The sequence below is a fragment of the Burkholderia sp. Ac-20365 genome, from assembly GCF_017104715.1.
GTDB lineage: Bacteria > Pseudomonadota > Gammaproteobacteria > Burkholderiales > Burkholderiaceae > Paraburkholderia.
In genome coordinates this window covers 187520-213989 of the sequence record NZ_JAAGPI010000008.1, presented here as the reverse complement: position 1 = coordinate 213989, position 26470 = coordinate 187520, and the positions used below count along the sequence as shown (strand labels likewise).

General features: G+C 62.2%; 22 protein-coding genes. 16 read left to right on the top strand and 6 right to left on the bottom strand.

The features are described 5' to 3' along the window. The first annotated feature begins 180 nt into the window (after positions 1 to 180). The 3 genes from G3O01_RS17060 (at position 181) to G3O01_RS17050 (ending at position 3145) form a co-directional block, all read left to right on the top strand. Positions 181 to 1797, top strand: a complete 1617-nt coding sequence (locus G3O01_RS17060; protein ID WP_205806311.1) for an NAD-dependent malic enzyme — start codon at positions 181 to 183, stop codon at positions 1795 to 1797. A 171-nt stretch (positions 1798 to 1968) separates the two neighbouring features. After that, entirely contained in the window at positions 1969 to 2481 is a 513-nt protein-coding gene (locus tag G3O01_RS17055; RefSeq protein ID WP_241024023.1) for a CPBP family intramembrane glutamic endopeptidase, read from the top strand. A gap of 175 nt (positions 2482 to 2656) precedes the next feature. Then, positions 2657 to 3145, top strand: coding sequence for an NUDIX hydrolase (locus tag G3O01_RS17050; protein WP_205806310.1), 489 nt, complete (start codon positions 2657 to 2659; stop codon positions 3143 to 3145). A gap of 15 nt (positions 3146 to 3160) precedes the next feature. Here the strand turns inward: G3O01_RS17050 and G3O01_RS17045 are convergent, their stop codons facing one another. Continuing rightward, positions 3161 to 3739 carry a DUF308 domain-containing protein gene (locus G3O01_RS17045; RefSeq protein WP_205806309.1) on the bottom strand — a complete coding sequence of 193 codons (579 nt, stop codon included), beginning with the start codon at positions 3737 to 3739 and terminating at the stop codon, positions 3161 to 3163. Between the two features lie 162 nt (positions 3740 to 3901). Further along, positions 3902 to 5308: a sugar porter family MFS transporter gene (locus tag G3O01_RS17040; RefSeq protein ID WP_205806308.1), complete on the bottom strand. Its 1407-nt coding sequence runs from the start codon at positions 5306 to 5308 to the stop codon at positions 3902 to 3904. A 314-nt stretch (positions 5309 to 5622) separates the two neighbouring features. On the opposite strand from G3O01_RS17040, the gene G3O01_RS17035 reads away from it, so the two are divergent. Continuing rightward, on the top strand, positions 5623 to 5826 hold the full coding sequence (locus G3O01_RS17035; RefSeq protein ID WP_205806307.1) for a DUF3563 family protein: 204 nt from the start codon (positions 5623 to 5625) through the stop codon (positions 5824 to 5826). Between the two features lie 39 nt (positions 5827 to 5865). Here G3O01_RS17035 and G3O01_RS17030 read toward each other — a convergent pair whose 3' ends face one another. After that, the gene (locus G3O01_RS17030; RefSeq protein ID WP_205806423.1) at positions 5866 to 6645 is read right to left on the bottom strand and encodes an IclR family transcriptional regulator; all 780 of its coding nucleotides are present in this window, start codon (positions 6643 to 6645) and stop codon (positions 5866 to 5868) included. A gap of 195 nt (positions 6646 to 6840) precedes the next feature. Between G3O01_RS17030 and G3O01_RS17025 the strand changes: the two genes are divergently transcribed. The 5 genes from G3O01_RS17025 to G3O01_RS17005 all read left to right on the top strand — a co-directional run bounded on the left by G3O01_RS17025 (position 6841) and on the right by G3O01_RS17005 (position 13090). Beyond that, positions 6841 to 7827 (top strand): hydroxymethylglutaryl-CoA lyase, encoded by a 987-nt coding sequence (locus tag G3O01_RS17025; protein WP_205806306.1) that lies wholly within the window; start codon positions 6841 to 6843, stop codon positions 7825 to 7827. Then, positions 7824 to 9098: a CaiB/BaiF CoA-transferase family protein gene (locus tag G3O01_RS17020; RefSeq protein WP_205806305.1), complete on the top strand. Its 1275-nt coding sequence runs from the start codon at positions 7824 to 7826 to the stop codon at positions 9096 to 9098. Before G3O01_RS17025 ends, G3O01_RS17020 begins: the two co-directional genes overlap by 4 nt. A 79-nt stretch (positions 9099 to 9177) precedes the next feature. After that, positions 9178 to 10482 carry an MFS transporter gene (locus G3O01_RS17015; RefSeq protein ID WP_205806304.1) on the top strand — a complete coding sequence of 435 codons (1305 nt, stop codon included), beginning with the start codon at positions 9178 to 9180 and terminating at the stop codon, positions 10480 to 10482. After that, positions 10479 to 11612 carry an amidohydrolase family protein gene (locus tag G3O01_RS17010; RefSeq protein WP_205806303.1) on the top strand — a complete coding sequence of 378 codons (1134 nt, stop codon included), beginning with the start codon at positions 10479 to 10481 and terminating at the stop codon, positions 11610 to 11612. Before G3O01_RS17015 ends, G3O01_RS17010 begins: the two co-directional genes overlap by 4 nt. A gap of 302 nt (positions 11613 to 11914) precedes the next feature. Continuing rightward, positions 11915 to 13090 (top strand): porin, encoded by a 1176-nt coding sequence (locus G3O01_RS17005; protein WP_205806302.1) that lies wholly within the window; start codon positions 11915 to 11917, stop codon positions 13088 to 13090. 57 nt (positions 13091 to 13147) lie between these two features. On the opposite strand, the gene G3O01_RS17000 is transcribed toward G3O01_RS17005, so the two are convergent. Together G3O01_RS17000 and G3O01_RS16995 are read right to left on the bottom strand one after the other, a co-directional pair. Next, positions 13148 to 13813 carry an NAD(P)H-dependent oxidoreductase gene (locus tag G3O01_RS17000; protein WP_205806301.1) on the bottom strand — a complete coding sequence of 222 codons (666 nt, stop codon included), beginning with the start codon at positions 13811 to 13813 and terminating at the stop codon, positions 13148 to 13150. Positions 13814 to 14154: 341 nt separating this feature from the next. Then, entirely contained in the window at positions 14155 to 15234 is a 1080-nt protein-coding gene (locus tag G3O01_RS16995) for a toll/interleukin-1 receptor domain-containing protein (protein ID WP_205806300.1), read from the bottom strand. Positions 15235 to 15447: 213 nt separating this feature from the next. On the opposite strand from G3O01_RS16995, the gene G3O01_RS16990 reads away from it, so the two are divergent. From G3O01_RS16990 to G3O01_RS16980, 3 genes are all read left to right on the top strand, one after another. Further along, positions 15448 to 16032 carry a hypothetical protein gene (locus G3O01_RS16990; protein WP_205806299.1) on the top strand — a complete coding sequence of 195 codons (585 nt, stop codon included), beginning with the start codon at positions 15448 to 15450 and terminating at the stop codon, positions 16030 to 16032. A 196-nt stretch (positions 16033 to 16228) separates the two neighbouring features. Beyond that, positions 16229 to 16981 (top strand): hypothetical protein, encoded by a 753-nt coding sequence (locus tag G3O01_RS16985; protein WP_205806298.1) that lies wholly within the window; start codon positions 16229 to 16231, stop codon positions 16979 to 16981. A 64-nt stretch (positions 16982 to 17045) separates the two neighbouring features. Continuing rightward, complete coding sequence (locus G3O01_RS16980; RefSeq protein WP_205806297.1) at positions 17046 to 19934, top strand: CHAT domain-containing protein; 2889 nt, start codon at positions 17046 to 17048, stop codon at positions 19932 to 19934. Positions 19935 to 20000: 66 nt separating this feature from the next. On the opposite strand, the gene G3O01_RS16975 is transcribed toward G3O01_RS16980, so the two are convergent. Next, positions 20001 to 20786, bottom strand: coding sequence for a hypothetical protein (locus G3O01_RS16975; protein WP_205806296.1), 786 nt, complete (start codon positions 20784 to 20786; stop codon positions 20001 to 20003). A gap of 1207 nt (positions 20787 to 21993) precedes the next feature. Here G3O01_RS16975 and G3O01_RS16970 point away from each other — a divergent pair. The 4 genes from G3O01_RS16970 to G3O01_RS16955 all read left to right on the top strand — a co-directional run bounded on the left by G3O01_RS16970 (position 21994) and on the right by G3O01_RS16955 (position 26187). Next, complete coding sequence (locus G3O01_RS16970) at positions 21994 to 22746, top strand: SDR family NAD(P)-dependent oxidoreductase (protein ID WP_205806295.1); 753 nt, start codon at positions 21994 to 21996, stop codon at positions 22744 to 22746. An 80-nt stretch (positions 22747 to 22826) separates the two neighbouring features. Beyond that, positions 22827 to 24155: an MFS transporter gene (locus tag G3O01_RS16965; protein ID WP_205806294.1), complete on the top strand. Its 1329-nt coding sequence runs from the start codon at positions 22827 to 22829 to the stop codon at positions 24153 to 24155. A gap of 40 nt (positions 24156 to 24195) precedes the next feature. Further along, on the top strand, positions 24196 to 25374 hold the full coding sequence (gene rhmD / locus G3O01_RS16960) for an L-rhamnonate dehydratase (RefSeq protein ID WP_205806293.1): 1179 nt from the start codon (positions 24196 to 24198) through the stop codon (positions 25372 to 25374). A 30-nt stretch (positions 25375 to 25404) separates the two neighbouring features. Next, positions 25405 to 26187, top strand: coding sequence for an SDR family NAD(P)-dependent oxidoreductase (locus tag G3O01_RS16955; RefSeq protein WP_205806292.1), 783 nt, complete (start codon positions 25405 to 25407; stop codon positions 26185 to 26187). Positions 26188 to 26470: the final 283 nt, after the last annotated feature.

Sequence of the window (26470 nt, the reverse complement as noted above, 5' to 3'; positions counted from 1 at the left end):
ACGAATGGCTTTCCCATCGCGACGGCGGACATTCACGGAACAATTCATAAAGCGTGTCTACACTTACGGTCAGCGCGCCCATGCCCGCCACGCTTCACCACTGTCACGTCGGTCATGACGCAAGTGGTCTGAATCGACGTCCTCGTGAAACTGTCCGCTTACGTCAGTAAGGAAACGATCATGTCCACACAGGTCTATGGCTATGACGTTCTGCACAATCCGCGTCTTAACCACGGTTCCGCGTTTTCGCGGGAAGAGCGCCAGAAATACCGGCTTGAAGGACTGCTGCCGCCGGCTGTGAGCACGCTGGAATTGCAGATTGCCCGCACACATGCGCAACTCGCGCATCTCGACAATGATTTGCAGCGCTATCTGTTTCTTTCCGATTTGCAGGCGCGCAACGAGACGCTCTTTTATGCGTTGCTGATGTCCGATCCGGCAACGTATATGCCGATTGTTTACACGCCGACGGTCGGCGAGGCCTGCCAGAAGTTCGATCACGTGTTCCGGGCGACACGCGGCTTGTACATTCCAATCGACACGCGCGGCCGCGTGAAAGAGCTGTTGCGCAACTGGCCCGAACCGGACGTGCGGTTCATCGTTGTAACGGATGGCGAGCGCATTCTCGGGCTGGGCGATCTCGGTGTCGGCGGCATGGGCATTCCGATCGGCAAGCTCGCGCTGTACACCGCCTGCGCCGGTGTGCCGCCCATGTACTGTCTGCCCGTCATGCTCGATGTCGGCACGAACAACGTGTCTCTGCTCGAAGATCCGCTGTATCTCGGCCTGAAACATGAACGCGTGCGTGGCGACGAATATCACGCGTTCGTCGATGAATTCGTGGATGCCGTGCAGGAGGTTTATCCGAAGTGCTGTATCCAGTGGGAAGATTTCGCCAACTTCAATGCAGTGCCTCTACTCGCGCGCTTTCGGAACAAGGTGTGCACGTATAACGACGATATTCAGGGCACGGCTGCCGTCGCGCTCGCGGGCATTTACGCCGCGCTGCGTATCTCGAAGCAGAAGCTGACGGATCAGCGTTTTTTGTTTCTCGGCGGCGGGTCGGCGGCAACCGGCATTGCCGAACTGATCAGCGAGGCCATGGTGCTGGAAGGGCTGGACATCGATTCGGCGCGCAAGCGCAACAACCTGTTCGACGTCAACGGTCTGATGGTGCAGTCTCGCACCGATCTGGCCGATTTCCAGAAAGTGTTCGCGATCGATCACGCGCCCGTCGACGTATTCGTCGATGCGATCCGCGCGCTGAAGCCGACAGGCATCATAGGTGTGAGCACGGTGCCGAAGCTATTCAATCAGCCGGTGATCGAAGCGATGAGCGAACTCAACGAGCGGCCAATTATCTTTCCGTACTCCAATCCGACGTCGCGTTCCGAATGCACGGCCGAGGAAGCGTACCGATGGTCGAAAGGGCAGGCCATCTTCGCGAGCGGCAGTCCGTTTCCGCCTGTTCAGATCGAAGAGCGCCACTTCGTGCCGGGGCAGGGCAACAACGTCTATATTTTTCCCGCGATGGGCATGGCCGTGTTTGCCACAGAAGCGACGCGCGTGACGCAGGAAATGTTCATCGTCGCCGCGAAGGCCGTTGCCGAGCAGGTCAGCGACGAGAGCCTCGATAAAGGCCTGATTTACCCGCCGCAGAGCAGTATCTTCGAGGCGTCGATGCATGTGGCGGCCACCGTGGCGGCCTACATCTTCGATCATGGTCTGGCACGGGTCGAGCGACCGGGTGATCTGGTTGCGCATATGCGTTCGGTTGCGTACTCACCCGTTTATTGAAAGGTATCGATGGCGGTGAGTTTGCGTTGGGCTCGTGGCCTGTTCAATTCGAGACCTTCGGGCAAGGCACGGTATTGTTGACAATCATCGGTCGACGAAACATAGTGGCTGGCCTTGTCTGGTTTCGAACGACATACGGCACTTCAAGAACAATAACGAATATGAGGGCCCATGGACATTTCAGAGCCGACGCAACCATCGCCGGTAAACGGCAAGCTGTTCCAGTTTGGACTTGTCACGCCGACATGGCTGATCATTCCTCTGGCGCTGCTGGCGACGGAACTTTTTCCGTTTCTGTTCGCCTATATCGTTTATCCATTTCTTCCAGACGAACCCACGGGCGGCCCGAATCTGCGTCAGTATGGTTTCGTTCTGGCATTCATATTTGCTTGTGTGATCGCACCTCTGGTCGAAACGCTCACCTCGCAATGGGGATGCCTGACACTGCTGCAGAAGAAACTGAACGTACGGCCCTGGCCGGCAATCATGATCTCGGCCGCGCTGTTTGCATCGCTGCATTTCTATAGCTGGAAATATGTACTGAGCACGTTTCCTGTTGGCGTGATATTCGGTTACGTGTTCGTCGTCGTGCAGGCACGGCATGGTAGAGCTTTCCTGGCCGTCACTGCCGTTCATTCGCTTCGAAACGCCATTTCTCTTGCGCTTGTGTTTGATTTTCTGTGAGCATGCGTTGCGATCCCCATGTCCGCGAAGCTGGCAACCGCTTTTGCGAGCCGGGACGGACGCTGGTTAAACTACGGGCTTCATTTCGATGTGTAAAAGACACTGAATGACGGAAACCACACCGACGCAGCAACCCCGGATATCTGCTGGCCGTGAGCAGAAAGGAGAGAACCCGATGCCGGGTGTTGTGAACACGCGACCGGATACTTTGATCGACGCTGTCTGGCGCGTGGTGCTGCGCGTCGGTTTCCGGCTCGCTCGCGTCTGGTGGCAATTTCGACAGACTCGCCATGAAGGCGCGCTGGTGGCGATCTACGTCGGGCAGTCACTGCTGCTCGTGAAGTCATCCTACCGGAAGGAATGGAATTTTCCCGGTGGGAGCATCCATCGCGGCGAGACGCCCGATGCGGCGGCGCGCCGCGAAATGGTGGAGGAGATTGGTCTGTCCTCGCCCGCCTTACGTCCTGCGGGCAGTGTTAGCGGGACATATGAAGGGCGACGCGACCGGGTGCATTTCTTCGAGCTGCATCTCGATTCGATGCCGCCATTGCAACTCGATAACCGGGAGATCGTCGCTGCGCGCCTCGTGTCGCCGGAGGAATGGCAAGGCATGGCGCTGACGGCGCCCGTCGTCGAGTATCTCAACGGCGGACTCTCCCGTTAGCCGGCCCGGTTCCGATCAGGACGACGGGACAGCCTTGCGACGCATCTGGCCGACTGAAAGCCATATCGCGGAAACGAGAAAGTAGGCAGCGCCTACGCCTGCGTAGCCAGCCACGGTGTCGATTGTGGGTTGCACGGGCGCGCGGGTTTGAACCAGAAAAAATATCCCTGCCAGCGCCGACTGTCCGCCGCTCAGGACCATTGCCCATTGCGCGCCCAGGTGCCGCCAACGGCGGACGGCGGTGGCAAGCTGGAGCAATCCGGACAGAATGGCCCACACGCCGAATACGCCGAGCACCCAGTCCAGTTTCAATGCGACGATCACCGCGACCGTTGTCGCGAGACTGATGGCGACGTTGATGGCCTGGGTGCGATTGTTTGCGAGTCCACCCGTGCGCGACGCATCGATATGATTGGCCAGCGCGTCCCATGCAGGATAGAGGACGAGCAGTACTGCGGCGATCGCCGCGTTATGCCGTCCGACCGAAAATGCCAGTACAACCCATGCAATGGAAAACGCAGCCCGGCTGAAGTAGTAGCGCTTGAGCCATCGTTCTTCTTCGGCTCGATTGATGTCGTCATGGCGGTGATCCATTGCAACTCCCTAACGGTTTCTGATGAACTTACCGGTAAGGATGTTCGCACCGGGCTGGCGCTGGCGGCATCGGTCAAATGACCGACCTGGCAGGCCTTATGCAAACGAGCGGGCTGCCTGGTGACAGGCAGCCCGCTCGAATCGATCACTGGTGCTGCGCCATCAATTGCCCTTACCCAGATCACGCAACCGCTTGCCGGCCATCAGATCGTTACCGAGCTTCTCGAGTGACACACCGCGCGTTTCGGGCACATAGAAGAACACCACGATCCCGAAGATCACATTGAGAGCGGCATAGAGCACGAAGGTATTCGCTTCGCCGACCGTCGACAGCAAGCTGAGGAACGTCGCCGCGACTGCCATATTGGCGACCCAGTTGACCAGCGTCGAGACAGCGATACCGAAGTCACGTCCCTGCTGGGGTTGAATCTCCGAGCAGAGAATCCACACGAGCGGACCTGCGGACATCGCGAAGCCCGCGATGAACAGCAGCAGCGACGCAACCGCCAGAACCTGTGCCGTGAGGCCGACTACACCGGCATGCAGGATGAAGCCAAGAGCGCACATTCCGAATGCCATGACCGCGCATCCCGCGTAGAGAATCGGCTTGCGGCCCCAGCGATCGACGAAGGCAATCGCGCCAAACGTTGCCAGCACATTCACAAGGCCGACGATCACCGTCGCCCACAATTGCTGCTCATGCGTCGCATAGCCGGCCAGTTCGAAGATACGCGGCGCGTAGTACATCACCACATTGATGCCCGTAAGCTGCTGGAACACCTGCAGCACGACACCGAGCAGCACCGAGCGGCGGAAGTTCGAGTTCTTGCGCAGCAGGCTCCATCCGCGCTGGGGACGCGTGTTGTCTTCGTTGACCTGTTCGAGTTCGGCCTGGACCTCAGCGGAGTTGCCGTAGAGGCGTTGCAATACGGCGCGTGCTTCGGCCTTACGGTTACGCTGCAGCAACCAGCGCGGGCTGTCGGGAAGCGCAAGCACGCCAGCGAGGAAGAACGCGGCGGGAATGGCAATCACGCCCAGCATCCAGCGCCAGTCGGCAATGTACGAAAGCCCGATGTTCGACAGGAACGCGGCCAGAATGCCGACGGTGATCATCAGTTGATACGTGGAGATCATCGCGCCGCGCACGTGTCTCGGCGCCACTTCCGACAGATACAGCGGCGCGGTGAACGACGCCATGCCGACGGCGAGCCCCAGCAGCAAACGGGCGCCAATCAGGTGCATCGGGCTGCCGGCCAGTCCCGACCACAGCGATCCCACGATAAACAGCACAGCGGCCAGCGCCAGCGCATAGCGGCGCCCGAGCCGCCACGACAGCCAGCCGGCGCCCAGCGCGCCGATTGCCGCGCCGACCATCATCGAACTGACGATCCATTCCTGCGAGCGATCGGTCAGTACGAAATGCTTCGCTATGAAAGGTAATGCACCCGAGATCACACCGATGTCGAGGCCGAACAGCAGGCCCGCGAGCGCTGCCATGAGGCAGACGAAGAGTCCATAACGTCTGGATTTCGTCTGGGTGGGGACGGTGCTGCCGGCGAGAGTGCTCATTTGATGTGTCTCCGAGTTGCTTTGTCATACCAATCAAGGTCACGGTTGGGCGCTGTCGCTGCAATCGCCCATCTGTGTCCATGATCGGATATGAGAATTAGCGCTGGGTGAGGGCACATCGGTTCAAGGAAACGTGCATCGGCGAAAAGATTTCGGTCTTTTGCCGTGCTCATTCGAAGCTAATTAACGGAAATTAATCTGCTTCACATCAGCAGCGCATGTGAAGCGGGTTCAACCACTCCCTGTCATGCGCACTGTCTCAGGTGGCGACGCAAACTAGCGGACACCGCCTCTTACACGACAAGGAGCAGATCATGTTTGCACGTCTTTCCCACCTGTTTGGACAAATGGTTTCCGGCCGCGATTGTTCCGCGCATAACGCGTATCTCGCGTCGTCGATGGATCTCGCCGATCTCGAACGCCGCATGCGTCAGGTCGATGAAGACGAGCACGCGTACCGCATGCCGTTTTGCGGTTCGGTAGCGCGCGATCAGAACGGATTCGGCTCGAATCACTGAGGCGCGGACATAGCGCGCAGCGGCGAGTGGATTGCCTGGCTAGGCAAATCCTTCCCGCCGGGTTTTTTCGATGGTTGCGTCGTAGCGCGCGCCCGTGCCGCCTAGCGCGACCGTCGCGCGCTTCGCGCATTCGAGCAACGCGACGAGCGCGTTCGTGATGGTCGAAGCCATGTCGAATCGCGCGCGCGGCCCCGACAACGCAAGCGCGCCCACCAGTTCTCCTGTGGCCCCAAAAACCGGCACGGATACCGACGCCGTTTCAGGATCGCGCTCGCCGTGCGAGACCGCCCACAAGCGTTCGCGCACCTCGTTCCAGCGCGGATCGTCGAGCGTGTCCGTGAACGCCAGCAGCACCTTGCCGGAAGCGCCCTTGTCGATCGGAAAGTCTTCGCCGACGCGTATCGATACCCGCACGGCCCGCGCGGGCTCGACGCGAAACAGCACCATTCTGCGCTCGCCCTGGCGTACGTACAGGGAAGCCGTCTCGCCAAGATCGCGGCTCAGTTGCTGAAGAATCGGCTCGATCACCGGGCCGACCTGGAACGAGCGCTGATAAAGCGCCGCGAGCCGCAGCGGCTGCGGGCCGATTGCGTACTGCCCGTCATTCAGTCTGCGGATAAATCCGCCATGCTCCAGCGCGCCCAGCAGCCGCAGCACCGTGCTCTTGTACAGATCCGTCCGGCGCGACAGTTCGGCGAGCGACAGGCTGTCGTCGGTCGGGCCGAACGCGTTGAGAATCGCAAACGCGCGATCGAGTACCGCGACGCCGCTCGACGCGTCGCTCTGGGCAGCCGGCTCCGAAGGCAAGTCTTCATGCATCCCGGTGGACACTGCGTTTCCTCATCCTTTTTGATATCGAAACGACTGTACCGTTCTGCCACGTAGAACGCAAGCTTCACAAAATCACCTGAATGGCGGGTTTACCCACCTTAAATTCCTTCGATTTCGATCCTATAGTTCCATCTAACAGAACATCATTCTCTCAGATAGAACATCGAAGCCAAGGAGTTCATTTTGGATATTTCCCCGACACCGTCCGTGCGCGTGAGCGAAGTCGGCCCGCGCGACGGACTTCAGAGCATCAAAAGCGTCATGCCGACGGATGCGAAGTGCCGCTGGATTTCCGCGCTCGCCGCCGCGGGATTGAAGGAGATCGAAGTCGGCTCGTTCGTGCCCGCGAGGCTGCTTCCCCAGATGGCCGACATTCGTGAAGTCGTCGCGCATGCGCTGACCATCCCGGGCCTTCATGTCGCCGTGCTTGCACCGAATCTGCGCGGATCGCAGAGCGCCTTCGAAGCGGGCGTGCACAAGCTCACGCTGCCCGTGTCGGTGACCAACGAGCATTCGATGGCGAACATTCGCAAGACGACCGCGCAGATGATCGATGAAGTGCGCGAGATCGTCGCGTTGCGCGACGCGCGCTTTCCCGGCGTGCAGATCGAAGCGGGCGTATCGGTCGCATTCGGCTGCACGATCGCGGGCGCCGTCAGCGACGACCAGACCATGCGCATGTGTCTGGCGATGGCCGAATGCGGTGTCGATGAAGTCGGGCTGTCCGACACGAGCGGCTACGCGAATCCGACGCAGGTGCGCCGCCTGTTCCGGCGCCTGCAGGCCGAACTCGGCGGCAAGGCGGGCGGCGCGCATTTCCACAACACGCGTGGCCAGGGGTTGGCCAATGTCGTCGCCGCGCTCGAAGCCGGCGTGACGACCATCGACGCAAGCCAGGCCGGTCTCGGCGGCTGTCCTTACGCGCCGGGCGCGACGGGCAACATCGTCACGGAAGATCTCGTGTTTCTGCTCGAAGCGATGGGCTACGACACGGGCATCGATATCGATGCGCTGATCGCCGCGCGCGCGATTCTCGCCGAAGCGCTGCCGGGCGAAGCGCAATACGGTCACGTGCAGGACGCGGGTCTGCCGAAGGGTTTCCGCTATGCCGACGGACGTGCGCCGAGCGCGCCGCAACCGGAAGGGTGTCTGTTGGGAGAAGCGCAATGAGCGCGATGCAACCGAATCAATCGCTGCCGTACAGCGGCGTGCGCGTGATCGAAATGACGCACATGGTGATGGGGCCGACGTGCGGCATGGTGCTCGCGGATCTCGGCGCCGAAGTGATCAAGATCGAGCCGATTTCGGGCGACAGCACGCGCACCTTGCGCGGCTCGGGCGCGGGCTTTTTCGGCACGTTCAACCGCAACAAGAAGAGCATTGCCGTCGACGTCAAGGATCCGCGCGGCATCGAGATCGTTCATAAGCTGCTCGCGAATGCCGACATCTTCAGCGAGAACTTCAAGAGCGGTTCGATGGACAAGCTCGGGCTCGGTTTTACAGCGCTGTCGAAGCTCAATCCGCGTCTGATCTACGTGTCGCACAAGGGCTTTCTTCCCGGTCCTTATGACCATCGGACGGCGCTCGATGAAGTCGTGCAGATGATGGGCGGCCTCGCGTACATGACAGGCCCGGAAGGACGGCCGCTGCGTGCGGGCACGAGCGTCAACGACATCATGGGCGGCATGTTCGGCGCGATCGGTGCGATGGCGGCACTCGCGCAGCGCGAGCGCACGGGGCGCGGGCAGGAAGTGCAAAGCGCACTGTTCGAAAACAACGTGTTTCTCGTTGCGCAACACATGATGCAGTACGCGGTGACGGGCAACGCTGCAGCGCCGATGCCGAGCCGTATCTCCGCCTGGGCCGTCTACGACGTGTTTTCCGTCAAGGACGGCGAACAGATATTTCTGGCCGTCGTGTCGGACACGCAATGGGCCCTGTTCTGCGATGCCTTCGGTCTCGCCGATCTGAAGGCGGACGAGCGCATCGCCACCAACAACCAGCGTGTGCAGGCCCGCGACTGGCTGCTGCCGCGTTTGCGTGCGCATATGGAAGCATTCAGCGCAGCCGACATCTCATCGACCTTCGAACGGATCGGCTTGCCCTATGCGCCGATCACGAAGCCGCAGGATCTGTTCGACGATCCGCATCTGCTCGCAACGGGCGGCCTCGCCGACGTGACCTTGCCGCCCGATGCCAGCGGCGCGGGCAAGCCCGTTTCCACGCGAACGGCGCTGCTGCCATTGACGCTCGCCGGTGAACGCCTGCACGTGCGCGCGGCGCCGCCCGCGCTCGGACAGGACACGCAGGCGCTGCTGTCGCAGCTCGGCTATTCCGATGACGAACTCAGGCAACTGGTCGATGCCGGTGTCGTCGGATGTCAGCACCGTGAAGCAGGCGACGCATCGAGTCCATCGGCCAACGAACTGGCCAGCGCCTGACGCACGCCATCACCGCACAAGCAACACGACGCTGAGCCGACACGGTCAGGCTCGGACCATGAGTTGTCTGGAGACGACAATGACATCTATTTCCTCGGGCATGACGGCGGATACGTCCGCCACACTCGAACAGCAGGCAGTCAGAAAAGCCGCGTGGCGTTTCATTCCGCTGCTTGCACTCGCTTATTTCTTCAACTATCTGGATCGCACGAGCGTCGGCTTCGCCGCGCTGACGATGAACCGCGATCTGGGATTGACGGCCACGCAGTTCGGCTGGGGCGCGGGCATCATGTTCGCGGGCTATTGCATCTGCGAGGTGCCGAGCAACCTCGCGCTCTACCGTTTCGGCGCGCGGCGCTGGCTGGCGCGCATCATGATCACGTGGGGCGTGATGGCGGCTGCTACGGCGCTGGCTGTCGGGCCGACCAGCTTTTACGTCATCCGTCTGCTGCTTGGTATCGGTGAAGCCGGGTTCTTTCCGGGTGTCATCTTCTTTCTGGCGGTATGGTTTCCAGCCAGCTACCGCACACGTGTGCTCGCCTGGTTCACCGTGTCGACGCCGCTGTCGTCGCTGGTGGGCGGGCCGTTGTCGTCGTGGCTGCTGCAAATGGATGGCGTGCTCGGTCTCGCGGGCTGGAAATGGATGTTCATCGTCGAAGGTCTGCCCGCGTGTGTGCTCGGCTACCTCGTGTTGAAGATGCTTGCCGACAAGCCCGCCGATGCCGAATGGCTGTCGCGTGAAGAACGCCTCGCGTTGCAGGACGCCTTCGACCGCGAAGGATCGTCCGCGCAAAAGAAGAAGGATTTTCGCGCGTCGCTCAAGGATGTGCGCGTCTATATCCTCGCGATGATTTCGTTCGGCTTCACGATGGGTTCGTATGGCATCGGCATCTGGTTGCCGCAGATGCTGAAAGCGCACGGCATGAGCGTGACGCAAACGGGCTGGGTGTCTGCCGTGCCGTACTTCTTCGCGACGATCGCATTGCTCTGGTGGGCGAAACGCGTCGACGCGCGCGGCGGACATATCGCGAATCTCGCCGCGGGTTTGCTGGTGGGTGCCATCGCGCTCGGCGTCTCGACCTACTTTCATCAACTGTTGCCCGCGATGGTCGGCATCACGCTGGCGCTGATCGGCACGATTGCAGGGCGCACGATTTTCTATACGCTGCCCGCACGATTCCTGTCCGGCCAGGCAGCCGCGGGCGGCCTCGCGCTGATCAATTCGATCGGTGCGCTGGGCGGCTTCGCGGGTCCGTATCTGGTGGGCTATCTGAAGGACAGCTTCGGCACCTACGCGGCGGGGATGTTCGGTCTTGCCATCGTGCTTGGCCTGACGACGTTGCTGACGCTCTCGCTTTATGCGTTCAATCGGGAGCAACCATGACGGCTACGCTGCATTCACTCCGCCGACGCCAGCTGTTGCAGGCAGCCGCTGCATCGCTTGCCATGCCTGCCTTCGCTGCCACACAAGCCTTCGCCAAAGAAGAGACGCGTTCCATGAGTGCGACCAGTAACTATCTGCCCGTTCGAGCCGACTGGCTCGCCTCCGGCACGGAAGCGGCGCTCGAGCCCGACATGCCGGTTATCGACGCCCATCATCATTTCTATGATCGTCCGGGATGGACGTATCTGCTCGACGAGTATCTTCAGGATGCACAGTCGGGCCACAACATCACGGCATCGGTGTTCATGCAGGGGTTGAGTCATTACCGGCAGTCCGGGCCGCAAGACATGCGCCCTGTCGGCGAGACGGAGTACGTGAGCGGCGTGACCGGGCCGCTGCAAACGGGTCGACCGCAGGTTGCGAAGGGCATCGTCGGCTATGCGGACCTGCGTCGCGGCGCAGCCGTGCGCGAAGTGCTCGAAGCGCACTTGCAGGCAGGACAAGGCCGGTTCCGCGGCGTGCGCCATCTGGTCACCTGGGATGCAGACCCGACGCTGGTCAATCCACTTTCAGCGGGTCCACGCGGATTGCTGCTCGATCGCGACTATCGCGCGGGTGTGGCGCAACTCGATGCACTCGGTCTGTCATACGATGCGTGGCTTTTTTTTCCGCAATTACCGGAGCTGTTCGATCTCGCGAAGGCGCATCCCAACATGCCCGTCATCATCAATCATTGCGGCGGTGTGGTGCGTATCGCGAGCTATGAGGACAAGCGCAAGGAAGTATTCGACAGCTGGTCGCGGTCGATGCGCGAACTGGCGCAATTGCCTAACGTGTATGTGAAAGTGGGCGGGCTCGGAATGCGTATCAACGGCTTCGACTTCGAGAAGGGCGAGCGTCCGCCGTCATCGATACAGCTTGCGCAAGCATGGAAGCCATGGATGCAAACGTGCATCGAACTGTTCGGCGCAAAGCGCTGCATGTTCGAAAGCAATTTCCCGGTGGACAAAGGTTCTTATCCGTACGCCAACGGATGGAATGCGTTCAAACGGCTCACTGCGCAGGCGGGTCACGACGAACGCGAAGCATTGTTTAGAGGCACGGTGAGCAACGTGTATCGCCTCGTGTGATTGTGCAACGACGGGCTGCGTATCGCATCTTCTGGCATCAACGAAGCCAGGTTTCTTTTGCTTTGGAACTTGCCATTTGCAGCCCGGTTTTATACAAAGAAAAGTTCACCTCAAGTACTGAATCACCAGACGATTCACACGTCGATTCACACGTCGCTACACGGCACAGCAAATAAGCAACACTCGATGACGTAACGCTAGGCTTCGACATAGTGACGGGCTATGCTGCCGTTCACGATCTTGCCTGTTCGATCCCGCGGAAGAAATGATCCAGTCGGCTCACCCTTTACTGTGGATCGCTAATGAAAAAAATCGTCCTTTCGAGTGCGGCTGGCGCATTGTTTGGTGTCGCCATCTCGCCGGCCGTTGCGCAAAGCTCGGTCACGCTTTACGGCATTGTCGATGAAGCGATCCGCTATCAGACCAATGCCGGTCCCGGTGGCAAGGATCAGGTTTCCATGACGTCCGGTCCGGAAACCCACAGCCGCTGGGGCTTGAAAGGCAGTGAAGATCTGGGCGATGGCTGGTCTGCCGTGTTCCACCTCGAAAACGGCTTTGAAGCATTCGACGGCCAGCTCCATGTACCCGATACACTGTTCAGCCGGCAAGCTTACGTCGGGCTGTCGAACGAAAAGTGGGGCGCGCTGACCTTCGGCCACCAATATGCACCCGCGTACGACACGCTAGGCGATATCTTCGATCCGTTGACGGTAGGCAATTACTGGCAGAACAGCTGGCCGTACAACGGCATCGGCGGCTACCTGGAAATCAACAATGCGGTCAAGTACAAGGGCACCTTCTACAACCTCGCAATCGATGCCGCGTACGGTTTCAGCAATCAGGCGGGCGCGCTCGGCATCGGCTCGATTTACGCGGTGGAACTGACCTACACGCTCGGCCCGGCGATGCTCAACGCCGGCTATCAGCAGGTCTCCGTGCCGACGTCGGCGCTCGGTACCGCGACGGGCACGAGCGTGGGCAGCACGATCAATGGCGCGAAGAATACGTTCCTGCACATCAGCGGCGCGTATCAGGTGACGCACGATATCCGCCTGCTGGCCGGCTGGCTGCACGCGCAGGATCAGACGGGTTTGACCGACAGCAACATGCAGCAATCCGGTTCGCCGAAGCTGCCGGGCGCGAGCCCCAATCGAATCGACGACACGTATTACCTCGGCGCGAACTGGAAAGCGATGCCAGCATTGCTGTTCACGTTTGCCTATTACTACGGGCATGCGCGCAATGCTGAACGGCTTGACGGCTCGCTCGGCGTCGGGGTGAACCAGTCGGCAACCGTGCTCGCCGAATACTCGTTTTCGAGGCAGTCGGAGGTCTACGCGATCACGGACTGGGCGCGCGGCACGGGTGCCTTTTCCGCCGACTATCCGGGCGGCACCGACTCGGCCGGTGTTCCGACCAACACTGTCGGCCGGACCAACCAGCTGGGCGTGGCCATCGGTTTGCGCAAGATGTTCTGAAAACGCGTGCCGGCTTCCGGCACGGAATGCGTGCCGGGGGCGCAAAAAACAGAAACGTCAGTTCGCCAGCGCGAGAATCCGCTTGGGCCGCGCTGCGTCAGTGTCATCGGCTTCATTCACCGACGAAGCAACCGCGTGCTGCGAGCGAAATGCAAGCGCGAATTGCGCGGCCTGCTGCCCGACCATCGCCAGTTGCTCGACCACCTTCGGATCCGAGCACGTATCGGCCGATTCGAAGCGCGTTTCAAGCGTATTGATGCCCGCGCCGAACGGCGTCGGCCAGCCGCGCAACGCGTGCACGATCGAGCGCAGCGACGTCAGCACGGAACCGGCTGCCTGCCATCCATAGGCGGTGACGATGCAGCCGACGGCGCGGCCGTCGAGATACGGGCGCTCGTCGGCGCGCAGTTCTTCGAGTGTGTCGAGTGCGTTCTTCACGAGGCCGGACACGCCGCCGTGATAACCGGGCGTCGCGATGATGAGCGCATCGGCGCTGCGCACGGCTTCGATCAATTCGATCTGTTCGTCGGTGCGTTGCGTGCTTTCGGGCGCGTAGTGCGGCAGGCTGTGCAGGAACGTGCCGCCAAAGAGACGCGTGCGCGCGCCGGCGTGTTCCGCGCCGCGCAGCGCGAAGCCGAGCGCGCGTTCAGTGGACGATGCAGCGCGCGTGGTGCCGCCGATGCCGATCACGAGCGGACGGCGGTTCTGGTCGAAACGGGTCAACTTCAAGCTCCTTGCTGCAGTGGCGGCCGGCCGGATGCATGTGCGACGGATGCGTCTGTTTCCATGCGAACGGCCATTGGACCTGAACCGCCATGTTAGTGACCGATCGTACCAGCGGGAAACGACTTTTTGTTCTAACGATATAACGGCGTAAGGGTTATCGGCTGCGCGCGCCGGCGTGGATTGCTTGTGCAAAAGGCTTCGTTGGCGGGTGGGCGAGGCGGCGCTAACATGAAACCGTCTCCTCCATGAAAACTCCTTGACATGGGATTGGCCCCGGATTCGCAAGAATCCGGGGCTTTTTTTGCTGCTGAAGAAACGGCTGGGGCGTGTCCGCCTGGCTAGTTGGGCAGCTTCACGATCCGCGACGGCCCTTTTGCGTTGTCCTCGGCCGTCAGGTCGCGCGATTCGGGCGACACGCACACGGTGTCGCCGTCGAATGCGTTGCGCCACACGAAGCCGGTTTTGCAGGTGTCGGGGCCATAGTTGCCGCCCGTCGGCGAGCGGTTGTCGCTGGCGGCGCGGTTTTCGGCGAGGATGCGCACTTGCGTGTCGGGCGACACGCACACCTTGTCGCGCGGTTGTGCCTGCCGCCAGACAAAGGGCTTCACGCACGCGCCGCGCTCATGCGCGGCGCGCTGCAAATCCTTCTTCGATACCATCTGGTCGCCGTTCTGATTTCCGGTCGGATTGTTGGCCTGGTTATTGGCCTGGTTATTGGCCTGAATAGTCACCGACGATGCCGGTGCTGCCGGCATGGTTTCCGATGCAAAGGCCGTGTCCGATTTCGGCTCGTGCGTGGGGCCCGACATTTTCAGCACGACGGCGCCCATCAGCGCGACGGCCGCTACTGCGCCGCCGATCGTCCACATGCGCTTGTGGCTGCCGCCGCCTCCGTCCGCATTTGCGTTACGCCGCGAGCGGCCGTTTCCGGCTGGCGCCGCCGGATCTGTCGACTCATCGCCGGCATGCACACGCAGCGCGTTGATCAGCAGCTGCACGTCGCTATCCCAGCGCGCGTGCGTCAGCTCGACGGAATTGCGGTAGGCGAGATCCTTGATATCGGCGGGTAGGTCGGCTTCCTGCGGCATCGTCGCGCCTTGCACCAGCACGGGGATCACTTTCACGCCGCGCTTGAGCGCCGACGACGTTTCGAGCCGCACGAAGTCGTTCGGATTGTCGAGCCGCCGTTTGCCTTCGCGATCCATGACGGTGAGCCAGTTTCTGCCGATCAGCGATAGCAGCACCGCACACTTGTCGATGTTCGTTTCGATCGCACGGCGGAAATCGGCGCCGGGTTCGATCGTCGCGACGTCCATGAACACCATGTGTTCGCCGAAAATTTCGCGCAGCGACTCGAACAGGCGACCCGCCTGGCCTTCCGTATCGTCGCGCCGGTAACTGATGAAGATGGGCCGCATTGAACGATTCCTCCCTCACGGGTTGAACGGCGAGCCTATGCTGCGATTCAAATGCTCTTTCATTAAAGCAGAGCAAACTGCGTCCTGTTAGCGTCATGCTGCGAGCAATGAAGAAGGAATGTGCGCGCGCCAACCGACCGCGCGATCCGAAGCACGTACCCGTGTCATCGTCGCGCATGGCGCGCAATGTCACGCATCACGAGGCGAACACCGATGAAGCCCGACTGCGCCAATCAGGTCGTGCTCTTTTGCGGTCACATGATCGACGCGCGGGATCGTGGCGCCGAGCGGTTTCCTGCGCGGCTCGAAAAGTCCGTCGCGCAGGCGATCGCGCGTGAACTGGACGCGCTCGGTGTGGGCGCGCGCGATATCGGACTGTGCAGCGGCGCGTGCGGCAGCGATCTGCTGTTCGCGAGCGCGGCGCTTGAACGGCAAATGACGCTTCGCATCTATCTGCCGTTCGACGAACGCAGGTTCATCGAGCAATCCGTCGCGCCGGGCGGCGAGCATTGGGTCGCGGTATATCGACGCGTGACTGAAACAACGGGGACCATTCTTGCAGATGATGTAACGGGCGCTTTGCCCGAAGGCGTCGACTCCTTCACGCGCAACAACTGGTTGATGCTGTCGGAGGCTCGGGCAATCCGCGCCAGCGCCTTCCGCCTGTTGTGCGTTTGGGATGGGCAACGCGGCGATGGACCGGGCGGCACATACGATCTCGTGAAAGCCATCGAGGCGCTGCATGGCGAAGTGCGCAGAATCGACACCAACGAACTGCTCCGTGCAGCGGGCATGTGAGCGACGGAATCAGCATCGACATAAATCGCCTTCTGTTCGGCACCACGCAGTGCGCACAAACTCGTCTTGGCATTGCAGTGTGCTTTGCTATCCTCATTGATGCCTGGACGAACCGGCCAATCTCTCAGGCGCACATCTATTGGCGTACACGCGCCTGATTGACCGCGCTTTGATTGCGCATGTCCGGAGTTCCCCCATGAGTGCATTCGACACGTTGCTTGCGCAGACCATCTCGTCTGCCGAACTGGTTTCCGACACGGATCTGAACGAAGAGCGCAAGGAGTACGACGACGCGAACCCAACGGTTTTGCCCGTGCGCCGCGCTGCGTTGCCGCCGATCTCCGACAAGGCGATCGAGCTGATCATCACCTTCGAAGTCACCAGCGAAGCGACCTACAACCGGCTCTACGTGCACCCTGTGTGGCCGCAAGGGCAGTCGGGCTGCACGATCGGTCTCGGCTACGACCTGGGCTACGTGAACGCGCAGCGCATGAGCGCCGACTGGAGCGCAGCGCAACTCGCGCCCGCCGACGTCGCCTTGCTGCAGGGCGTGTGCGGTCTGAAGGGCGCGGCAGCGCAACAGGCGTTGCCGCGCGTGAAGTCGGCGAGCGTGCCGTTCGCGGGCGCGAACATGGTGTTCCGGCAGGTCACGCTGCAACGCACGATCGCGCAAACCATCGCTGCGCTGCCGAAAGCGGATCAGCTCAAGCCGGATTGCCTTGGCGCGCTGGTGTCGCTGGTCTATAACCGCGGTCCTTCGTTCGGCGCGCAGGGCGACCGTTACACCGAAATGCGCGCGATCGCCGCCGACGTCGCCAATGGCAATCTCGCCGATATCCCGACGCAGTTCCGATCGATGAAACGCCTGTGGGCCAACCAGCCGAACCTGCAAGGTCTCGTGCGACGGCGCGAACTGGAAGCGCTATTGTTCGAAGAAGGGCTGGGCTGATTCGTTCATTAGCTGAACCCCCATCGGCGCGTCTGGTCGAGCGCCTCGCCCGACGGAGTGAAGCGTGCAAAGCATCGAAACGACCGTGCCGCCCGAAGTGCTTGCCGGACTTCCGCAGCAGCCGCAAACGGAACCCACGGCAGGCAATGCGGACGACGCGTGCGACGCGAAGCCGCTCAAGGTCAGCGTCGTCAACGGCAACCTGCAGTTCGTGCAGGAAGCGCTGCTGCTCGGCCACTATCGCGATGCGTCGCTGACGGGCGTCGAGCGCGTGGTCGACGATCTGATCGGCGGCGCGCTCAGCACGTCGATACGCCTCGGGCGTTATCCGCAACTGATCGGCACGCAGCAGGTGTTCGTCAACGCGGGCTTCCGTTCGCCGCATCCGTTCCGGCTGCCGCGTCCCGCCGGTCTGATCGTGGTCGGGCTCGGCAGCGAAGGGCAGTTGCGTGCGAGCGATCTGGTCACGACCGTGCGGCTCGGCGTGATCGCGTGGTCGCAGCGGCTCGCAGAAAACGCGCCGCAGGGCGCGGCACCGTTCGTGCTCGCGGCGACGCTGATCGGCAGCGGCGGCTCGGGCATCGCGGCCGGGCAGGCGGCGCGGCTGGTTGCCGAGGGCGTGCGCGATGCGAACCTGCGCCTCGCGCGCACCGACTGGCCGTGCGTCGGTCATCTGCGGCTGATCGAGCTGTACATGGACCGTTCGACGGAAGCGTGGCGCTCGCTCAAGCTACTGGAGCAGACGAGCCCCGACTGCTACGACATCGACGGCGCGGTGAGCGAGGGCACGGGCGGCCTGAAACGGCCGCTCGACAGCAGCTATCGCGGCGCGGACTACGACCTGATCAGCGCCGTCACGCAGATCGACGCAACGGGCGAGACCAACATCGTCTATACGCTCGACACCCGCCGCGCACGCACCGAGGTTCGCGCGACGGCGACGCAAGGGCGGCTGCTGGCGCAACTCGTGAAGGCGGCATCGAGCGCGGACAACGACGACGCGAACATCGGCCAGGTGCTCTATCAGCTGATCGTGCCGCGCGAAATGCGGCCGTTTCTCGCGGGCGGCTCCGAGATGCAGATCGAAGTGGACAGCGGCACGGCGGGCATTCCGTGGGAGATGCTCGACACCGCTGCGAACGCGCCGCAGCGCAACGTCGACTCGCCGCGTCCGTGGGCGATACGCGCGAAGCTGCTGCGCAAGCTGCGTATCGGCGATTTCCGGCATCGCGTCGACGATGCGAGTCGCGAGGCGCAGATACTCGTGATCGGCGAGCCGTATGTGAACGATCCGCACTATCCCGCGCTGCCGGGCGCGCGCCAGGAAGCCGACGCGGTCGCGCAGATGCTGATCGGCGGCAACGGTGCGGCGAGCGTGACGCGGCTGGTCGCGCGTTCGGACGGCGAGCGCGGCCCCGACGCGCGCACGATCGTCAGCACGCTGCTCGAGCACGACTGGCGCGTGCTGCACATCTCGGGTCACGGCGAGCCGCCCGCCGACGACACCACGCCCATCAACGCGGGCGACGACCGCTTGCGCGGCGTGGTGCTGTCGGACGGCATCTATCTCGGGCCGCGCGAGATCGGCATGCTGCAGCGCACGCCCGAACTCGTGTTCGTCAACTGCTGCTATCTGGCCGCGCGCAGCGGCGATCAATTGCTGAAGGACGCCAGTCAGCCCGCGTACGACCGGCCGCGTTATGCCGCGAACGTCGCCCAGGCGCTGATCCGTATCGGCGTGAAGTGCGTGATCGCGGCAGGCTGGGCCGTCGACGACGATCCCGCGCAGAAATTCGCCACCACGTTCTACGCGAGGCTGCTGGATGGCGAGCGCTTTCTCGATGCCGTGGCCGCCGCGCGCGATGCCGCGTGGCTGTGCGGCGGCAACACGTGGGCCGCGTACCAGTGCTACGGCGACGCCAACTGGACGCTGGAGGCAGCGGCAGGCAGCACGAGCGGGCGCGAGCGTGCGCCGGAAGAGCGCTATGCGGGCATTGCGTCGCCCGTTTCGCTGATGCTCGCGCTCGAAGAACTCGAAACCAATGCGCGCTTCGAGGCAACGGGCTCGACGCAGCGGCTGCAATATCTCGACGACCGGTTTGGCCGGCGCTGGGGCGCGCAGGGCGACGTCGCCGAAGCGTACGGCCGCGCGTGGTCGGCATGGAAGGACGACGACAAGGCTGTCGCGTGGCTCCAGCAGGCGGTCAGTCTCGGCGATGGCCGCACGACCTTTGCCGCCACCGATCAGCTCGCGAACCTGCAAGGCAAGATCGCGTGGACCGCACTGAAGGCGAAGGCGGTGCAGCCGGGCGGCGCGTCGGCGGCGGATATCGACGGCGCGCGCGGCGAGATCGAAGCCAGCCTGCGCCTGCTGCAATCGTTGCTGGCCGTGCGGCGCACGGTCGAGCGCCTGAGCATCTGCGCGGCGGCGTACAAGCGCATCGCGCTCGTCGAGCGGCTCGCATGCAACGCCGATGCGGAATCCACCGCGATCGGCACGATGCTCGCGCTGTATCGTGAAGCCGAGCAGCTCGGCGACGCGCAGGGCAGCGCGGCGACCTTCTATCCGCTCATCAACCGGCTCGCGGCCGAACTGATGCTCGGCATGGGTGCGGACAGCATCAGCGGGTTCGACGCGGATTCCGTTGCGCGATTGAGGCGCATGCTCGAACAGCAGGCGCACGACGATCCCGACTTCTGGAACATCTCGGCGGGCACCGAGTTGCGCATCTATGAGAGCCTTGCGGCGAAGCAGCTCGACACGAACCTGGGCGCGATTCGCGCGAATTTCGACGACTTGCACACGCGCGTGCCGTCTCGAAGCAACTGGAGTTCCGTGCTCGATCAGTGCGATTTCGTGCTGCACCGGTACGTGACTCAGGCCTCCGCCAGCGATGCGGAGAAGGCAGCTGTCGCGCAGTTGCTGGACATGCTCGGCAAATGGGTGGACTGACGCGGCGCTGAATGAATTGTCGCAAACCCGGCCGCGCGTCAGGCGCCGCGCGGCCGGGTGCTGACGTCACGACAGATCGGGCAGCGCGCTCAGATAGCTGCTCGTGAAGGCCGCCACTTTCTGTTGCAGCGTGCCTTGCACGGAATCGAGCACGGACAGGTTGATTCTGGCCGTCGTCGAAAAGCGTTTCAGGTTGGCCTCGTTGCTTTTCACCTTGACGAACAGCACTTGCGTGACGGTCATGCTCGCGGCCAGCGAGAACGCCATCAGCGATACCGTGAGGTCGCCGTTGTCGTCCGGCTCCGCGAGCGCGATCTGGAAGCTGGCGGTATTCGCACGGCGGCTTTCGCGATTGAAGAGGGTGATCCACGGCGTGGACGTATCCATCGACTGCAGCGCCTTGAGGGTTGCCTGGATCAGCGGCGCGGCGGCGACGGCGCCCGGGCCGAGCAGCACGGCGGCGACGGCCATGATTGCCTCGTGCACATCGAGACCCGCTTCGCCAGAGACGTAGTCGGTCATCTCGCAGGTTTCGACCAGCCAGCCGAGATTCGCGAGCACGCTGCCGTAGCCGTGATACCAGTTTTGTGTATCGTCGGGCGAGATGCCTTTGTGCTTGAGGATCAGTTGCGCGAGCAACAGCGAGTCCGCGACAGCCTGGCGACGCGGGGCGGGAATGCCCGCCTTGAACGACACGACGCCCGAGCCGGCGACGATCGCCTGGTCTTTGGCGGCGTCGAAGTCGGGCGGGGGATTGGCCGTATCGGTTTCGGCGCCACGGCGGCGCTGCACGGTGGGCAATTCGGCGTCGGTCACGAACGCGGCCGCTTGCGCGGCGGTTGGAGTGGACATGATGAGACTCCCGTGGGCAATGAGATCAGTCGGGCGATGGGGCGGGCGTGGGGTGATTGGGGTCGTGGCACGGTTGCGTCGGCAGGGACGCGGATGGGCCTCGACTGGGTGTGCCTGTGTGCGGCACGTTCACTCAGGGTAGGTCAAGCGTTGCGGTTGGGAGGGGGTTTTTGTTTGAAGCGTTCGGGAGAGCACATTTGGTTTTTTTGTCTTGCGACGCTTGGGGTGGTGTTTTTGGTTTTTTGTGCTGGCATCCGCGTTATGTTTTGCCTGGTTCACGCGTTGCCCCTGTGCGGGGCGGCACTTACTTTCTTTGCCGCCGCAAAGAAAGTAAGCAAAGAAAGCGGGCTAACACCGCCAATTCTTGACCACCGCCTGAGGGCCCCCAACAGTTCCTCCACCTCACATGGCAACCGCTCCGGTTGATGCCCGTTGCCAACGCTTTGAACCGGTGCCTCACCCGCTTCAATCACCCGTAGTGCCGCCAGCGGCAGCGAATGGTTACGGCCGCCCAGGTGGCAAACTGTGTGTAGGTCGTAGTGCTCCACACCTCATCGTTCTTACGACACCGACCGTGTTTTTCAGTCCGGAGTGGAGCGCATGCGCCGCGAAATCCGACACACAGTTTGCCGCTATAGGACGTGTCCAATTCGACAACGCGTGCCGTGACGCGGGAGCATGAAGTGGGTGAGGCGCCTGTTCAAAGCGTTGGCATTGGGCAGTGAATGGCAGAACGCCGTGTGAAGCGGAGGAACTGTTGGGGGCCCTCAGGCGGAAACAGGAATTAGCGGTGTTCAGCGGCTTTCTTTTGCCTACTTTTCTTTGCCGCGGCAAAGAAAAGTAGGTGCTGCCCCGCACAGGGGCGACGCGTGAAGGGGTAAGTCATATCGCGGATGCCAGCGAAAACCTGGGCAAACCGAATCAAGGCTTACGCCGCGCCGGCCCCTCGCGGATGCCAGCGAAAACCCAAAAAAAACCAAAACCAGGCGTCGCAGACAACAACAACACCAACCCCAACCCCAACCCCAACCCCAACCCCAACCCCAACTGATTCACATTTGTTATCACCCCATCCAACACTCGAATTGTTCCCGAATCGGTCATCGATTTATATTGCGCACATGGAGCGCCGCATTCATCCCGCGGCAACGATAACGAAAAAACGCGCGAAGGCAACACCGCGCATGAGACGCACAGGAGCGCAGCGATGAACAAAATCGATCTGGAGGGCCGCGTGGTCGTCATTACAGGCGGCGCGCGGGGTATCGGCTACGCGGTCGCGCAGCGCGCCTTGAACTCAGGCGCATCCGTCTCGCTCTGGGACGTGGACGCCGAGCGGCTGGAGCGCAGCCAGCGCGAACTCAGCGAACTCGGCAAAGTCTCGGCGATCACCGTCGATCAAACCCGCGAATCCGAAATCAACGATGCCGTCAGCAAGACACTCGCCACACACGGCGCGATCGACGTGCTGATCAATTGCGCAGGCATCACGGGCGGCAATGGCACGACCTGGGAACTCGATCCCGAAGTGTGGCGCCGGGTCATCGACGTCAACCTGATCGGCCCATATCTGGCATGCCGCGCAGTCGTGCCGCAGATGCTCAAGCAAGGCTATGGACGCATCGTCAATATCGCTTCCGTAGCAGGTAAAGAGGGCAATCCGAACGCGTCGCACTACAGCGCGTCGAAAGCCGGGCTGATCGGCCTCACCAAATCGCTCGGCAAGGAACTGGCGACGAAAAACATCCTCGTCAACGCCGTCACGCCCGCCGCCGCAAAAACCGAAATCTTCGATTCGATGAAGCAGGAACACATCGATTACATGCTCTCCAAAATCCCCATGAACCGCTTCCTGCTGCCCGATGAGGCGGCGTCGCTGATCCTGTGGCTGGCATCGGAAGACTGTGCGTTCAGCACGGGTTCCGTGTTCGATCTGTCGGGCGGCCGCGCGACTTACTGATCAGTCGCGCCATCACGAACACAAAAAGGCGGCACACGCATGCCGCCCGCGCCTTCGCACGAAGGCCAAACGGAGACAAGATGAACGGGACTTCATCCGATACCCTCGACGGCATCGTCAGTCAGGTCATGCGGCGGCTATTGCCGTTCCTGCTGCTGATGTACGTGCTCGCGTTTCTCGACCGCGCGAATATCGGCTTTGCGCAAAAGGCTTTGCAGCACGATACGGGTATTTCGAATGCCGCGTTCGCGTTCGGTGCCGGCGTGTTCTTCATCGGCTATGCGCTCTTCGAAGTGCCGAGCAACCTGCTGCTGCATCGGGTCGGCGCGCGCCTGTGGATGTGCCGGATCATGGTCACATGGGGCCTCGTGTCGGCGGCGATGAGCCTCGCGCACACGGCCACGGCGTTCTATACGCTGCGCTTCCTGCTCGGTGTCGCCGAGGCGGGCTTTTTCCCCGGCGTGATCTATTACCTGACGCGCTGGTTTCCGCAATCGGCGCGGGCGCGCGCCGTTGGCGTGTTCTATTTCGGCGCGCCGCTCGCGTTCATGTTCGGCAGTCCGCTGTCGGGCTTGCTGCTCGATCTGCATGGCGCATTTGGCCTTGCCGGCTGGCAGTGGCTGTTTCTGATCGAAGGCGGACTGGCGTCGGTGGTCGGCGTGTGGGCGTTCTTCTATCTCGACGATCGGCCCGAAGACGCGCGCTGGCTCACGCCGCAGGCGCGCAAGACACTGAGCGCCGCGCTCGACGACGATGCGCGTGCCGCGTCCGCACACGGCCCGCGCAACATTCTCGCGGCGCTGGTCGACAAACGCGTGCTGCTGCTGTCGGCGATCTATCTGCTGATCCAGATGAGCGTGTACGGCGTGATCTTTTATCTGCCGCAGCAGGTCGCGGCGCTGATGGGCGAGTCGGTTGGCCTGAAGGTCGGGCTGGTCGCCGCCGTACCGTGGATCTGCGCGCTCGCGCTGACCTGGTTCGTGCCGCGCCGCGCCGACGCGACGGGCACGCACCGGCGCTGGGCCGTCGTGCTGCTGGTGCTCGCGGGCTGCGGGATCGGCGCATCGGGTCTCGCGCATAGTCCGCTCGTCGCCTTGCTCGCGCTGTGTTGCGCGGCAAGCGGCTTTATCGCCGCGCAGCCGCTGTTCTGGACTTTCCCGACGCGGTTGCTCACGGGCGCGGCAGCGGCAGGCGGTATCGCGCTGATCAACTCGCTTGGCAGCCTCGGCGGTTTCATCGCGCCGACGCTGCGCACGAGTGCCGAGCATGCGTTCCAGTCCACTTCGGCGGGTCTGCTGCTGCTGGGCGTGGCAAGCCTGCTGGCGGCGCTGCTGATCGGCACGCTGGTGCGACGCGATACCGCGCGCGACACGCCCGCATTCCCGCAACCCATTCATCGCGCCCGCTGACACGCGCGGCGCGCGCAACCCACGAACGGAGCTCTAGAACATGGCGATGCCCACTATCCGGCACGTGCGTGCCTTCGTCGTCCGCGGCGGCGGCGCGGACTATCACGATCAGGCCGACGGACACTGGATCGACGACCACATCTCGACGCCGATGGCGCGTTACCCCGAGTACCGGCAAAGCCGGCAATCGTTCGGCATCAACGTGCTGGGGACGCTGGTCGTCGAAATCGAGGCGAGCGACGGCACCGTCGGCTTCGCGGTGACGACGGGCGGCGAGATCGGCGCGTTCATCGTCGAGAAACATCTGGCGCGTTTTCTGGAAGGACAACTCGTCACCGACATCGAGAAGATGTGGGATCAGATGTACTTCTCGACGCTTTACTACGGACGCAAGGGCGTGGTGCTCAACACGATTTCCGGCGTCGATCTCGCACTGTGGGACCTGCTCGCAAAGGTGCGCAAGGAGCCCGTGTATCAACTATTGGGCGGTCCGGTACGCGACGAGCTTCAGTTCTATGCGACGGGTGCGCGGCCCGACCTTGCGAAGCAGATGGGTTTTATCGGCGGCAAGCTGCCGTTGCAGCACAATCCGGCCGAGGGTGAGGAAGGGCTGAAGAAGAACATCGAGAAGCTTGCGGAGATGCGCAGCCGCGTCGGCGACGACTTCTGGCTGATGTACGACTGCTGGATGAGTCTCGATGTTATGTATGCAACGAAGCTCGCGAAGGCCGCGCACGAGTATGGGCTGAAGTGGATCGAAGAAGCCTTGTCGCCCGACGACTATTGGGGATACGCCGAACTGCGCCGCAACGTGCCGCGGGGCATGATGGTATCGACGGGCGAGCACGAGGCGACGCGCTGGGGCTTCAGGATGCTGCTCGAAATGGAGTGCTGCGATCTGATCCAGCCGGACGTGGGCTGGTGTGGGGGCATCACCGAACTGATCAAGATATCGGCGCTTGCCGACGCGCACAATGTGCTGGTGGTGCCGCATGGGTCGTCGGTGTACAGCTATCACTTCGTCGTCACGCGTCACAACTCGCCGTTCGCGGAGTTTCTGATGATGGCGCCGAAGGCCGACCAGGTCGTGCCGATGTTCACGCCGCTGCTGCTCGATGAGCCGGTGCCCGTTAATGGGCGCATGAAGGTGCCCGATACGCCGGGCTTCGGTGTTCGGCTGAACCCGGAGTGCAAGCTCGAGCGGCCATATCAACATTGAACATAGCGACGCTTCGATAAGGAGAAGCAAGTGCTGCTGAAAGACAAGGCGGTAATCGTGACGGGCGGCTCGCGCGGCATCGGACGCGCGATTGCCATCGCGTGCGCGAAAGAGGGCGCCGATGTGGCGATCAACTACTGGGGCGACAACGATGCTTCTTATAACCGGCGTTCCGCCGTCGAAGAAGTGGTTGGAGAGATCGAGTCGTTGGGACGTCGGGTGATTGCCGTCGAGGGCAACGTAGCCGCGCGGGAAACGGGTAGTGAGCTTGTGCGCCGCACGGTCGAGGCGTTCGGCAAGGTCGATGTACTTGCAAGCAATGCGGGCATTTGCCCGTTTCATGCGTTTCTCGACATGCCGGCCGATGTTCTCGAGACGACAGTCGCTGTCAATCTGAACGGGGCGTTTTTTGTCACGCAGGCTGCGGCGCAGCAGATGAAGGCTCAGGGCACGGGTGGCGCGATCGTTGCGACGAGTTCTATTAGTGCCCTTGTGGGCGGTGGGATGCAGACGCATTACACGCCTACCAAGGCGGGTGTGCATTCATTGATGCAGTCATGCGCTATTGCGCTTGGGCCTTATGGGATTCGGTGTAACTCTGTGATGCCTGGCACTATTGCCACAGACTTAAATGCCGAAGACCTCGGCGATGAGGCCAAGAAGGCTTACTTCGAGAAGCGGATTCCGTTGGGGCGGCTGGGGCAGCCTGAGGATGTGGCTGACTGTGTTGTGTTTCTGGCTTCCGAGCGGGCTCGGTATGTTACTGGCGCCGCCTTGTTGGTGGATGGTGGGTTGTTTGTGAATCTGCAGTAGTTTTTTGTCTTGGCGACGCTTGGGTGGTTTGCTTTTGTTTTCGCTGGCATCCGCGTTTTGTTATCGGTTCTTCACGCGTCGCCCCTGTGCGGGGCGGCACCTACTTTTCTTTGCCGCGGCAAAGAAAAGTAGGCAAAAGAAAGCCGCTGAACACCGCTTGTTCTTGACGTTTGCCCGCGGGCCCCCGACGGCCCCGTCCTGTTCGTGGCATCTCCCTTCTCGATGCCCGCTGCCAACGCTCTTGCTGAGCGCCTCACCCGCTTCACACTCCCGCGTCGCCACA